Raw genomic sequence first — 12143 nt, 5'->3', positions numbered from 1 at the left:
TTAGCTAGTTTATACCCAAGTAACCTCGAGATGTTAGGTTCAGCGAGAATGGCTTGGTTTGTAGACGCGGCGGCGATTTAAAGGTCTAGTGGGTCTAAATCAAGAATCGACAACAAAGTATACAAACCAAGATAGCTCGCCCTTCGGGAGCGTGTCATTGACTCGGTTTCTGTGTCAAACAACTTGGAAAGAGCTGACTATTACGCTGCGTTGTTTTCCTTGACCCCGAATCAATGACAACGCTCTGAATCCTGCATCTTGAAGTCACTTGGGTATAAGAGTCATTTACAAGGAGGAGCGACATGTACCGTTATGTCAGTTCGCCAAAAGCGTCAAAGTACATAGTACCGCCACCACAGCATCGCGAGTTGTCGAGTATCGATGTACCGGAGTCAGAACTTGAGATGCGTGAAATTCTGAACAATTGGTTTGCCGATGGATTGGCGCCCATCATTGAAAATGAGGACAATGACATCTCTGCTAATGAGCAACAGCGCTTTGAGCAGCTCAGCCGCACGGTGGGCGTGTTACTGCGTAATAAAGATTACTACTTCGCCACTAAGCGGATTCTTTCGTTGTGGGAGCAAGACTGCTTAGAAACGACTTACGTTAATTATCTGATTTTACGTAGTGAGCGCATACCATACTTCGAATAAGCCCTATTTATAGGCTTAAAATAGTGGTTTACATGGTTTTCTTAGTAACTTTTGACACCTGTATTTAACATTTTTGTAAACATCGTTATATTTAAGGCTCATCGTTGTCAGGAGTTTATGGATGAACCTTACGATATCAGGGAAGTTGCAGCTCAGTTTTGTGCTGCTAGCCGTACTTTTTATGGCATCAGCGGTATTCACGTATCGCAACGTCACTACCGTAGAGCAATACGCCTCTTCGTTACTTAAATCCGATTTACCGACCGTCGACACCAGTCGCGGTATCCAACAGTCCGTTCAAGCGTCGCTGTCCTCGATTCGAGCCTACATGTTGCTAGGTGGCGATGAAGAGGCGAGCGCACGTCTGAGTGAGGACGTACGCAATATCATGGCATCTACAGACGAGTCGCTTCCAACGTTGCAGGCGTTGATCTCTGAACAGGATTTTCAAGCGATCCAAAGCCAGTGGGACGCGGTAAAAGTTTCTCTAAACAAGCTGATTGAACTTAGCCACAGTGATGAGAACTTACCCGCACACAACCTCTTTATTAACGAAGCGGCACCCATTGCAGAAGTGGCACTTGATCAGCTTCAAAGCTTAATCAATGAAGAGTCAGGAAACCCATTTGGTGGAGACAGAAAGCGTTTGTTTAAAGTTTACGCGGATAGCTATACCTCGCTCGCCAATGCACTGTCTGCTCTGCGAGATTTCCTGTTGTACGGGCAGCAAGATCATCTGGACAAATACCACGACTTGATTAAGTACCACAATCAGTCTGTGGCGGAAATCGACAGTAAACTCGACAGGCTTACTGATAACGACCAATCATTGTGGTCACTGTTTAAAGAAATGCAGCAACTGTACTTTCCTTTAGCAGAGCAGGTAATTGCATTGCGTCAGTCGCCAGAGTGGAACGAATCAAACTTGCTGATGGCGAACGAACTGTTGCCAGCAGCGGATGCACTAGACCAAAGCTTAGAAACGATCGTATTGGCTCAGCAAAGTCGTGCTGATCAAAGTGGACAGGGTATTAATCAGTCGATCAAGAACGTACTCACCACTATGTTGATTGCTGCGGCATTGGTTTTGATTGCCGCAGTAGCGATTTCAAAATACATGGGCAATACCATTGGTCGCCGAGTGAAAAACTTATCGGAGCGTGCAAAGACGATCGCTTCAGGAGATGTTTCTCAGCCTCCGTTAACTGTTGTTGGGAAAGATGAATTGGCAGACCTTACCGATTCGATTAACCGCATGAACCAATCGTTAGCGAGCATCGTGGCTGGGGTGAGCGAGAAAGCGCACCAAGTGGATACTAGCATGGGGGCTTTGTTGGAATCGGCGCAAGTCACCTCATCGAATGTAGAAAAGCAACAGGCCAGCATTGTTGAAATGGGAAGCCAATTGGATGAAATCGCTTTAGCCGCGCGTAACACCCTAGATCAAGCCAATCAATCAGTGCAGAAGCTTTCTGATTCAAAAGGCGAGATTGAACAAGGTCGTGATGCTTTAGAGCAAAACAAAGTCACCATGGAAAGCTTGCACGGCAGCATTGAAACCGCGAGCACGCAAGTCACACAGCTAAGCAAAGAGAGCGAAGCCATTGGCCGAGTTACAGAGGTGATTGAAGGTTTGGCAGAACAAACTAACTTACTGGCACTGAATGCCGCGATAGAAGCAGCGCGTGCGGGCGACCAAGGACGAGGCTTTGCGGTTGTGGCGGACGAAGTACGCATGTTAGCGACGCGCACTACTCAATCGACGACAGAAATCAACGGCATCATTAATGCGATTCAACGCTCGACCAATTCGGTGGTTGAGGAGATTGAACACAGCCAATCACTTGCGGAGCAGGGCGCTGAGCACATTGAAAAAGCGGTAACTCGTTTGCTCGTCACTACCGAGCAAATTGGGTCTTTGAATGAACAAATGGCAGAACTTGCGGCAGCGGCAGAGCAGCAATCTCATGCGACCAATTCGATCACTGGATTGATGTCCGGTATTACTCAATCAGTGGATGAGGTTTCGAATAACAGCCAACGTGCATCAGAGACATCATTGCAAGTAAAAGAGCAAGTTACTGAGCTGAATCAACAGATGGCAACTTTCAAAACGGCGTAGATAAGGTTTAGGTCTGTTCATCTACTTTTGAACGTTAACCAAATAGTAAAAAAGCCCCAATTCTTTTGACACAAAAAGGGTTGGGGTTTTTTGTTGGATGATACGCCAATATTCGTCTACTTGCTCATTGGATTTGGCTATTTAAATCATAGTTAAAACCAAATTCTCTTCACCGAGCCGGAGTCGTAATATGACTCCATCGGCAGCAAATACTGCAAAAAAATTTTTAAACTTTATACCAATCCCGGTAAGAGAATCGTTCGTTACTACGATTGGTATCATCCTTCTAGGAGCAAGATTATGAACAAACAAGTAAGCCTAATTGGTCTAGACAGCGAACAATCAGCACAACTAGCTCAACAACTAAATCAATTGCTAGCGCATTACCAAGTGTTGTACATGAACTCTCGCGGTTACCACTGGAATATTAAAGGTGCGCAATTCTTCGAACTGCACGTAAAATTTGAAGAGATCTACACTGATCTACAAACAAAAATCGATGAGCTTGCAGAGCGTATTCTAACTTTGGGTCATACGCCAGCACACGCATTCAGCAACTACTTGGAAGCAAGTGAAATCAAAGAACATCAAAACGCGACTTCTGGTGAGGAGTGTGTACAAGGTCTGGTTCAAGGCTTTAGCGTTCTACTTCTAAAACAGCGTGAGATTCTACAAAACGCGGGTGAAGCAGATGACGAAGGTACAGCGGCATTGATGGGTGACTACATCCGTGAGCAAGAAAAATTAATGTGGATGCTTAACGCTTACCTACAAGGTTAAGCAGCGCATCACCCAAGCAATCCTTGGGAACGCATGAAACAATCGGGAATAAGTCATAAGGGGCACGTTGGTGCCCCTTTTTTTGTTTGCGTATTTTATATGTGTGCTTTATTTGCGTGGTAAGGATTGGAAATGGCTCAATAAATCGCTGAGTTCATTAAGCGCCAACGAGGCTGAATCATTGAAAGTTTCTTGATTACCGTGATGAACAAGGCAAGAGGGCATCTGTGCGTTATACGCTGCCTGTAAGTCGTAAAGGTAATCGCCGACATAAAGCACTTCATTAGGCATCAAACGCCACTCTTTCGCTAATACCTGCAGAGACAAAGGGTCTGGCTTGGGCGGGAAGCATTCACGAGTGATGACTCGCTCCACTGAGATTTGGTTGTGCTCGAGTTTGCGCTGCGTGGCGATTTGGCAGTTGCGCGTCACGATAGCGGTTTTGATTTCATTTTGATGCAAGTGGGCGAGCAATTCATGGCAGCCAATCATTGGAGCAGATTGCTCAGCATCAGAAATCTCGTAATCAAATATCACGTTATGAGCGTGCTCTCGATGATGAGGATGCTCAAGTGCGTCGACAAAATCCAATAGATCTTCACTTTGCGGACAACCTAGCTGTTGTCGCAATTCGCCGAAGTTCATATCAGAACTCACCAAGGTGTTGTCTAAATCAAACACCACGGCTTTAATTTTATCGAGCTGTAAAGGGAATGGAATCATAATGACCTCGTACAACTTAACCGAACTATCGTTTTAAAAAACAAAAGGTTATTGTTAAGTTTAGATTCTTCTGCTTAAATTGTACGAAAATAAATCAACCATGTATCACAAAACAAGGACGCGCATGATCATTCCTAAGCCATTACAAAAAGGCGACACCATCGGCTTTTTCTCGCCATCCTCTCCAGCCACGGTGTTCGCATCTGCGCGTTTTGAACGTGCCAAAGCGTATGTGGAATCCCATGGTTACCAGCTAAAAGCAGGTAGCTTAACGGGCAAAACTGACCAATATCGCTCGGGTTCGATTCAAGAGCGAGTAGAAGAATTGAATGCGCTGATTCGTGATCCTGGAGTGCGCTGTATCATGTCGACCATTGGCGGCTACAACAGTAACTCATTGCTGCCTTACATTGATTACGAGGCATTGAAGAAAGATCCCAAGATCATTGTTGGCTATTCGGATGTGACAGCTTTGCTTATGGGCATTTACGCACAAACCGGCATCGTCACTTTCTATGGTCCTGCTTTGGTGGCATCTCTGGGGGAGTTTCCGCCACTGGTGGACGAGACCTTCGCTTCGTTCGAATCGATAGTGAATACGTTAGATAGCTTGGAGCATCAATACACAATGCCACTAGGGTGGACAGATGAATGGATAGAGTGGGGCGAGCAAGACCGTGCAAAGCAAACCTTGCAAAACCAGTGGCACTTCAAAGGTGAAGGAAAGATCACCGGACGTTTGATTGGTGGCAACCTCAATACCATGACGGGTATTTGGGCAAGTAAGTTTATGCCGAGTATCGAACAAGGCGATATTTTGCTAGTGGAAGATTGTTTGCAGGGCATTGAAACGGTCGAACGTTCTTTTGCGCTGCTCAAACTATCCGGTGTGTTTGAAAAAGTCAGTGCAGTTGTTCTTGGCAAGCATGAAAAGTTTAACGATAAAGGCACAGGTCGTGCACCTATAGACGTGTTATTAGAAGTACTTAACGGTCAACCACTGCCAATTTTGTATGACTTTGATAGCTGTCATACCCACCCAATGCTTACCGTTCCATTGGGCTCGACCATGACGCTCGACTTTGACAATGAAACGGTGGCAGTGAGTTTAAAGAGCTAGCTTTTTTGACTCGTTCGTCAGAGAAAACTATTTCTCCTCAAGACGAAAGATTTTGCCGCTGTCGGTAGAAAAATAGATATAGCCATCGGGGCTGATGGTTATATCTCTTACTCGCTCACCAAGATTCTCCATCAATCTTTTTGATTCGGTAAGCTTGCCATTCTCAATAGAAACCACGTTGATGTGCGCCAGTTTCAATGCACCGGCGAGGATTTTTCCGTCCAACTCTGGGTATTTATCGCCACGGTACAAAATCATATTGCTAGGTGCGATAGAAGGGATGTATACCAACTTTGGATCTTCCATTCCCGGTAACGACTTAGCTTCCCCGACGTCCAACGGACCCCAATATTCTTTACCATGAGAGACTTTAGCCCAGCCGTAGTTTGCGCCTTTCTTGATTAGGTTAATTTCATCGCCGCCGCGTGGTCCATGCTCAATCGACCACAGCTGTTTTGTTGCTTCGTCGTAAAACATACCTTGTGGGTTGCGGTGCCCGTAACTCCATATCTCAGGGCGAGCTTCGGAAGGTTTGAATGGGTTGTCTTGCGGAACCGAACCATCAAGGTTAAGGCGCAGAATACTGCCAGCATGAGTTTGAGTGTCTTGCCCATTATCACGTTCGCCACGGTCACCGATTGAGAAGTAAACTTTGTCGTCAATAAATGAAATTCGACTGCCGTAGTGGCGACCTGTATCGGTGAAGGCATCAGCAACAAAGAGATCTTTCCAACCTACAAGCTGATTGTTTTGCAATTGTGCCGTCGCTAACGCCACCGTATTGCCTTTGCTCGTACGCTTGCTGTAGGTAAAGAAGAGTTGCGGGTTTTGCTTATCGGCATTCGGTGCGAGCGCGACATCCAATAAGCCAGCTTGTCCACTGGTGTTCAAATTGGGAACGTTAAACAACTTTTGAGGTTTGCCTGTGGTGATATCCAGCAACGAAACCGTACCGTTCTTTTCATTGACGATAACGCGTTGATTATCTAAGAACTCGATCCCCCAAGGGATCTGAAATCCATTCGCCACTTCGTTGGCGCGGTATTCGGCAGTGTTGGCAGAAAAGGATAAACAAGCGAGTAGGGTAGCAGCAATCGTTCTCATGGTTCCTTCCAATATGAATCGTGTTAATACTTAAAAGCTAACACTAAAAGACTATGTTTGGCAGAGATTCACTTGTATATGAATGTAAAAAATCCCCGATACGAGATCGGGGATTGAATTAAGGCTAGAGAATTGTTTAGTTAGCGAGATTACATCGCTTCTTCGAAGATCTTAGAAATTTCTTCGTGAGTTGCTTGTTTAGGGTTAGTGAAACCACAAGCGTCTTTCAGTGCGTTGTCTGCTAGTGTTGGGATGTCTTCTAGTTTCGCACCAAGCTCTTTGATACCTGCTGGGATACCCACATCTTTCGCTAGAGTAACGATAGCGTCGATTGCTGCCGCTGCACCTGCTTCAGCAGACATGCCTTCTACGTTTACGCCCATTGCTTTTGCTACGTCACGTAGGCGCTCAGGACATACTTGCGCGTTGTAACGCTGTACGTGAGGTAGAAGAATCGCGTTACAAACACCGTGTGGAAGGTCATAGAAACCACCTAGCTGGTGTGCCATTGCGTGTACGTAACCTAGAGACGCGTTGTTGAATGCCATACCCGCCATGAACTGCGCGTATGCCATTTGTTCACGAGCTTCTAGATCTTCACCGTTTTTCACTGCTGTGCGTAGATAAGCCTGGATAAGCTCAATCGCTTTAATTGCTACCGCATCAGTGATTGGTGTTGCTGCGATAGATACGTAAGCTTCAATCGCGTGAGTTAGGGCATCCATACCTGTTGCCGCAGTTAGCGAAGCAGGTTTAGCTAGCATTAGCTCTGGATCGTTTACCGAGATAAGCGGTGTTGTGTGCTTATCAACGATAGCCATCTTGATGTGACGCTCTTCGTCAGTGATGATGCAGAAACGCGTCATTTCAGATGCAGTACCTGCCGTCGTGTTGATTGCGATAAGTGGCATCATTGGTTTTGCAGACTGGTCTACGCCTTCGTAATCTGCGATTTTGCCGCCGTTAGAAGCAACAAGCGCGATACCTTTCGCACAGTCGTGTGGTGAACCACCACCTAGAGAGACAACGAAGTCACATTCGTTATCAGTAAGAAGTGCTAAGCCGTCGTTAACGTTGCTGATAGTTGGATTTGGTTGAGTACCATCAAACACAACGGTTGCTACATCGCGCTCAGTGAGAAGGTCTTGAACTTGTTTGACTACACCGATTTGGTTAAGGATCTTATCCGTAACGATCAAACCTTTTTTAAAGCCTTGAGATTGGATGCTGTCTGCTGCGTCTTTCAAACAACCAGCGCCCATTAGGTTTACCGTAGGGATAAAAAATGCACTTGTCATATTGGATAGCTCCGTCGTTATTTTTAATAATCTTTCTTAATTTGCCATTTACTGTCGCACATTCGTTTCCAGATTGAAGTTGATCTGAAGCAAGTTTACCTACTTAGAGGTACTTGCAAGAGAAAAACTGTGACAGTGATCTTGTTGCACTGCGTATAAGTGCAACACTGATATAAAGTAGAACAAATATGAAACTATGGACGCAAACGATTGGCAGAAATTGACTTCTGACGCGGATATATCTCTAAATTCGACTAAAGTATAAAAAATCCCCATTAATAACTTAATTATCAATGGGGATAGGGAAGTGTTTTATAAGCTAACTACTAATAATTAAGCTATTTTAATCAGTTTTGATACTAATTTTTCGATACCTGAAGCCGCTTGAGAGATATTCTCTGCCAACATGTAAGCAGGGGTTGAAAGTACGAGGTGTTTTTCATCAAAAATGATGCCTTCGACAGGGCACGTGGTGTGTTCACCGCCCATTTGATTAAATGCTATTGAGACTGCCTCATCGTTGCCTACCGTTCCTTTCACGCCTTGCTCATAAATCATCGGAATAATGACAGGAGAAATACACAGATAGCCAGCTGGTTTCTTCGCATTAGCAAACGCGCGACAAGCTTGAGCTACGTGTGTGTTAATGGAGCACTCCGCACCTGAAACGGCGAAGTCGGTTAAGTTTTTCGCAGCACCAAATCCACCTGGAAGCAGTAGGGCATCGTATTCATCAACGTTAAGTTTGGCAACATCGTCAATGTTTCCGCGTGCGATACGAGCTGATTCGATCAGTACGTTACGGGCTTCATCCATTTCGTCACCAGTTAGGTGATTGATGACGTGGAGTTGGTCAATGTTAGGTGCAAAGCAGTGCCAAGTTGCCCCTGCTTTCTCGATGGCGTAGAGCGCCAACACTGCTTCGTGGATCTCAGAACCGTCGTAAACGCCTGAACCACTTAAAATGACTGCGACTTTTTTCATGTTTGGATTCCTTTACTCTGAACGTTCCTTAGATTGCTCTTCGCTATCTAGACCATGCGTTTCCGAGTGTGTTTTAACGTTTTCACTCTCGTCGTCATCTTCATCATAGTAGCGCACAACAAAGGGTGTAAGCATAACACTAGAGGGCAGAAAATGTTTCATATCAACTCCAACGGCTTAATAGAATGATTTTTATACTGATTTTTATAAAACAGTACGTTGAACCTGATCATTTTTGAGTTAAGCTGACGTTTCCTTTGGCATTCGTGAGTGGTAGGTCACATGAAATCAGTGCAATTTCGTTTCACACTTTATGGTTGTATCGCGATTCTCTCTTGGAGTTGTCTGCTTGGCATCGCGAGGTTGGTTACGGAGAGTTTAGGTCCTGTAGGCGGGGCAGCCATGTTGTACTCTCTTAGCTCTGTTTTCCTTCTTATCGTGGTCGGTATTCCAAAGTTGTCTTACTTTTCTCCCAAGTATCTTGTGCTTGGTGGTGCGATGTTCGTTTGTTATGAAATATTTCTCGCTTTATCTTTGGGATATTCCAACTCGCGCGCGCAGGCAATTGAGGTGTCGATTGTCAACTACCTTTGGCCCGCACTGACGGTTTTATTTGCGGTCCTTGGCAGCAATAAAAAAACAAACTGGTTGCTTTATCCAGCAGTTACGCTGGCGTTTGTTGGGGTTGCTTGGACTGTGAGCGGTGAGAATGGCTTATCCATAACTCAGATCATGTCCAATGTTAGTAGTAACCCTCTGGTATATTTTATGGCTTTTGCTGGGGCGGTTATATGGGCTTTTTATTGCAACTTAACCCAAAAGCAGCAATCTAAACATAATGCGATTACCCTGTTTTTCATTGCAACAGCTGTTTCGCTTTGGATCAAATATGCGTTTACCGATGAGCCACCAATGACATTCAGTTGGGAAGCGATGGGGTACTTAGTGGCTTCTGCGGCTTTAATGGCTGGTGGTTATGGTTTATGGAACATCGCGATCGTTGGCGGCAATATGGTTTTTCTCGCCACCTTGTCTTACTTCACGCCCATTTTTTCCGCTTTATTTTCTTCTATTATTCTTGGCGTAACTCTGAGCCATAGCTTTTGGCAGGGCGTTGTGATGGTAACGGTGGGCTCGCTGATGTGTTGGTTAGTCACCAAAGAGAAGCGCGAAGCGGCTGGGTAAGTTACCAACGAGATCAGAGAATTTAAGTGAGCAACGAACAGATCTCCCTTGCGAGCTGTATTCGAATACGAAGCAACTAAATCGAAAAAATTAAAAAAGCTCCCGAGATTGGGAGCTTTTTATTGAGTTTTAACGGCTCTTTGGTGGCGCTCTAATAAGCGACGTTCAAGTGTAGTTGAAGCTTGAATCTGTGCTTCGACAGTCGCTTGATAAGCTGCTTACGAGTGTGCTCTAGTGTATCAAGCTCCAATGTGTCGTCATCAATATGTACGTCCACATTTACTCGTAGCTCTTGGCCCACCTTCGTTACGCCAGCCAGTTTCAATTGATGCTCAGTTACTTTTTCAATCTCAAGAACATCTTTGCCAACGCTCTGACACAGCTCTTTGCTTGGTGTCATCATTAGTAGTTCACGTAAGGCACCTACTAGCATATCGAACGGTACTTTGAGGAAATAAAAGCCCATTAAAACCATCATCATGGGGTCGGCATATACCGCATACTCAGAGAATGGCGTTAGTGAAACAGCCCAAGCCGAGATAAATCCTACGGTCACCGCCACACTCAACAAAGTATCCATTTGCCACTGTTTTTTCTCCGCTTCAATCAAGCCTGATGAGAAGCGGCGGCTGCGTTTCGCCATAAACCACCAAGCGTAACCACAACCGATAACATTCACGATGCCGAATAAGGTCGCAATAGAAGCATCGACCTGGCGACCTCCAGACATCAATGCTGATATCGCAGAGTAGAGAGAGAAGCTTACAACCACTAAAATGACGGCTGCTTTTATCGCAATAACGATTGGTTCTAAGACCGCTTTTCCAAATGGGAATACAGATTTTGAAGGCTTGTTAATATAGTAAGAAGCGGCCAGTGACAATAAAGTTAACAGTAAGCTGACCAAAGAGTAAACACCGTCAAAAACGATTACAATTGAGCCTACAAGCAAGCCAAGTACCATACCACCAGCAGCGAACCCAGATGCCAAAAGGGCTGAAATGGTTAGAATACGGTTTTCGTTTTTGCTTGTCCTGTCACACATAAAAGATGCCTTTGAATTTTAATACCTTACTATTCTTCGCTCATAAGGTAATTTAGGCAACCACAAAGTGACCAGTAACTAATCTAAAAAATTGCGTTTTTATTTATGTTCTTATAAAACAATGGCTTACTATGATTTCTTGGTGTCAGTAAAATTGACGCTCACTGATAAAATGTTTAGAAGTCAAATAAATACTCGCTCAATTTATCTGCTAACCACGTCATTGCTGGATGCTCAGTATGGCCGTTAGGTGAAAACATACAGTAGTCTTCTTGCGTCAAGCCGTATGTGTGTTTGATAACGGCGAGCTTCTGCTGACGAAGGTAATGGCGGATTAATGGTTCAGGAAGCACGCCCCAAGCGTCTTCTTCTAAGATGGTGTTCAGCATGTAGTCAAAACTCGAAAAACCAATATATCGAGTCGAGAAAGGTTGCAGTTCAGGGTTGTCTTTCTCATTTAGGTACACCATTAGTGCTTGCATCTGACTACGTAGATCTTCGTCTGAGACACGGCGCATCTTACTTAGGCGGTGTTCTACACTGCATACTGACATCATACGTATCTTACCTAAAGGGTTATATACGATACGAGGATCGTCTACTCGCTCATAATCAACGCCGAAAGCAAAATCTACTTGGTGGGTACTGACCAAGTTGGCTAAGTCGCCACTGGATGCCAAGATTAAGTTGAAGGTTGTTGAAGGAAAGCGGTTATTCAATGTATGAGATAATTCTTGCCAGAGATCATCAGGTAAGGAGTCGTCACGTGCTACCCAAACTTCCGCGTTAAACCCTTCCGAGATTTGAGCGCAGGTCTTTCTGACCCGTTGTGCGATGATAAGTAGGTGTTCGCAATCTTTGTAAATGGCTTTACCAGCTTCAGAGAGGGTGAGCTGGTTGCCAGTTCGGTTAAACAATTCAACGTCGAGATCTTTCTCTAATGCCTTAATCGACATACTGAGTTTGGTGCGATTGCAGTCGAGTTGCCTTGCCGCTTCAGAAACAGAACCACACTCAGCGATGGTGCAGAAGGCTTCTACTTGAGTTAAGTTCATGATTTGACACAACCAATAAATGAATTCAAATAATTTGGGTATTATGCAGATGCGCTCCCAAAGCCATGAAA

12 protein-coding genes are annotated in these 12143 nt (G+C 44.8%); 5 read left to right on the top strand and 7 right to left on the bottom strand.

All coding sequences use genetic code 11. The features are described from left to right. Nucleotides 1-302 precede the first annotated feature (302 nt). The 3 genes from R8269_RS04905 (at nucleotide 303) to R8269_RS04895 (ending at nucleotide 3558) form a co-directional block, all read left to right on the top strand. Nucleotides 303-656 (top strand): hypothetical protein, encoded by a 354-nt coding sequence (locus tag R8269_RS04905; protein WP_033906832.1) that lies wholly within the window; start codon nucleotides 303-305, stop codon nucleotides 654-656. Between the two features lie 121 nt (nucleotides 657-777). After that, nucleotides 778-2778, top strand: coding sequence for a methyl-accepting chemotaxis protein (locus tag R8269_RS04900; RefSeq protein WP_017821960.1), 2001 nt, complete (start codon nucleotides 778-780; stop codon nucleotides 2776-2778). A 300-nt stretch (nucleotides 2779-3078) separates the two neighbouring features. Further along, nucleotides 3079-3558 carry a Dps family protein gene (locus R8269_RS04895; protein ID WP_005388254.1) on the top strand — a complete coding sequence of 160 codons (480 nt, stop codon included), beginning with the start codon at nucleotides 3079-3081 and terminating at the stop codon, nucleotides 3556-3558. A gap of 108 nt (nucleotides 3559-3666) precedes the next feature. On the opposite strand, the gene R8269_RS04890 is transcribed toward R8269_RS04895, so the two are convergent. After that, complete coding sequence (locus R8269_RS04890; RefSeq protein WP_258477377.1) at nucleotides 3667-4281, bottom strand: HAD family hydrolase; 615 nt, start codon at nucleotides 4279-4281, stop codon at nucleotides 3667-3669. A gap of 124 nt (nucleotides 4282-4405) precedes the next feature. Between R8269_RS04890 and R8269_RS04885 the strand changes: the two genes are divergently transcribed. Beyond that, nucleotides 4406-5401, top strand: coding sequence for a S66 peptidase family protein (locus R8269_RS04885; RefSeq protein ID WP_149191580.1), 996 nt, complete (start codon nucleotides 4406-4408; stop codon nucleotides 5399-5401). Nucleotides 5402-5428: 27 nt separating this feature from the next. On the opposite strand, the gene R8269_RS04880 is transcribed toward R8269_RS04885, so the two are convergent. The 4 genes from R8269_RS04880 to R8269_RS04865 all read right to left on the bottom strand — a co-directional run bounded on the left by R8269_RS04880 (nucleotide 5429) and on the right by R8269_RS04865 (nucleotide 8949). Then, nucleotides 5429-6505, bottom strand: coding sequence for a PQQ-dependent sugar dehydrogenase (locus R8269_RS04880; protein ID WP_064354600.1), 1077 nt, complete (start codon nucleotides 6503-6505; stop codon nucleotides 5429-5431). 149 nt (nucleotides 6506-6654) lie between these two features. Then, nucleotides 6655-7803: an L-threonine dehydrogenase gene (gene yiaY, locus R8269_RS04875; RefSeq protein WP_042521463.1), complete on the bottom strand. Its 1149-nt coding sequence runs from the start codon at nucleotides 7801-7803 to the stop codon at nucleotides 6655-6657. A gap of 333 nt (nucleotides 7804-8136) precedes the next feature. Beyond that, nucleotides 8137-8787 (bottom strand): isoprenoid biosynthesis glyoxalase ElbB, encoded by a 651-nt coding sequence (elbB, locus tag R8269_RS04870; protein WP_065275391.1) that lies wholly within the window; start codon nucleotides 8785-8787, stop codon nucleotides 8137-8139. A 12-nt stretch (nucleotides 8788-8799) separates the two neighbouring features. Further along, nucleotides 8800-8949, bottom strand: coding sequence for a hypothetical protein (locus R8269_RS04865; RefSeq protein ID WP_165439042.1), 150 nt, complete (start codon nucleotides 8947-8949; stop codon nucleotides 8800-8802). A gap of 120 nt (nucleotides 8950-9069) precedes the next feature. Between R8269_RS04865 and yddG the strand changes: the two genes are divergently transcribed. Next, complete coding sequence (gene yddG / locus R8269_RS04860) at nucleotides 9070-9972, top strand: aromatic amino acid DMT transporter YddG (RefSeq protein ID WP_065275390.1); 903 nt, start codon at nucleotides 9070-9072, stop codon at nucleotides 9970-9972. Between the two features lie 151 nt (nucleotides 9973-10123). Here the strand turns inward: yddG and R8269_RS04855 are convergent, their stop codons facing one another. Next, a complete protein-coding gene (locus R8269_RS04855; protein WP_065275389.1) occupies nucleotides 10124-11017 on the bottom strand; it encodes a cation diffusion facilitator family transporter in 894 nt (297 codons plus the stop codon). 176 nt (nucleotides 11018-11193) lie between these two features. After that, the gene (locus R8269_RS04850) at nucleotides 11194-12072 is read right to left on the bottom strand and encodes a LysR family transcriptional regulator (protein WP_005375568.1); all 879 of its coding nucleotides are present in this window, start codon (nucleotides 12070-12072) and stop codon (nucleotides 11194-11196) included. Nucleotides 12073-12143 lie beyond the last annotated feature (71 nt).

This window comes from Vibrio sp. Vb0667 (assembly GCF_033391095.1).
The sequence above is the reverse complement of the archived record's forward strand: the minus strand, read 5'-3'. Positions and strand labels throughout refer to the sequence as shown.

Coding starts and splice junctions, on each gene's coding strand:
- R8269_RS04865 (WP_165439042.1), bottom strand. CDS start 8,949: ATGAAACATTTTCTGCCCTCTAGTGTTATGCTTACACCCTTTGTTGTG.
- R8269_RS04855 (WP_065275389.1), bottom strand. CDS start 11,017: ATGTGTGACAGGACAAGCAAAAACGAAAACCGTATTCTAACCATTTCA.
- yiaY (WP_042521463.1), bottom strand. CDS start 7,803: ATGACAAGTGCATTTTTTATCCCTACGGTAAACCTAATGGGCGCTGGT.
- yddG (WP_065275390.1), top strand. CDS start 9,070: ATGAAATCAGTGCAATTTCGTTTCACACTTTATGGTTGTATCGCGATT.
- R8269_RS04890 (WP_258477377.1), bottom strand. CDS start 4,281: ATGATTCCATTCCCTTTACAGCTCGATAAAATTAAAGCCGTGGTGTTT.
- R8269_RS04850 (WP_005375568.1), bottom strand. CDS start 12,072: ATGAACTTAACTCAAGTAGAAGCCTTCTGCACCATCGCTGAGTGTGGT.
- R8269_RS04885 (WP_149191580.1), top strand. CDS start 4,406: ATGATCATTCCTAAGCCATTACAAAAAGGCGACACCATCGGCTTTTTC.
- R8269_RS04905 (WP_033906832.1), top strand. CDS start 303: ATGTACCGTTATGTCAGTTCGCCAAAAGCGTCAAAGTACATAGTACCG.
- R8269_RS04880 (WP_064354600.1), bottom strand. CDS start 6,505: ATGAGAACGATTGCTGCTACCCTACTCGCTTGTTTATCCTTTTCTGCC.
- elbB (WP_065275391.1), bottom strand. CDS start 8,787: ATGAAAAAAGTCGCAGTCATTTTAAGTGGTTCAGGCGTTTACGACGGT.
- R8269_RS04900 (WP_017821960.1), top strand. CDS start 778: ATGAACCTTACGATATCAGGGAAGTTGCAGCTCAGTTTTGTGCTGCTA.
- R8269_RS04895 (WP_005388254.1), top strand. CDS start 3,079: ATGAACAAACAAGTAAGCCTAATTGGTCTAGACAGCGAACAATCAGCA.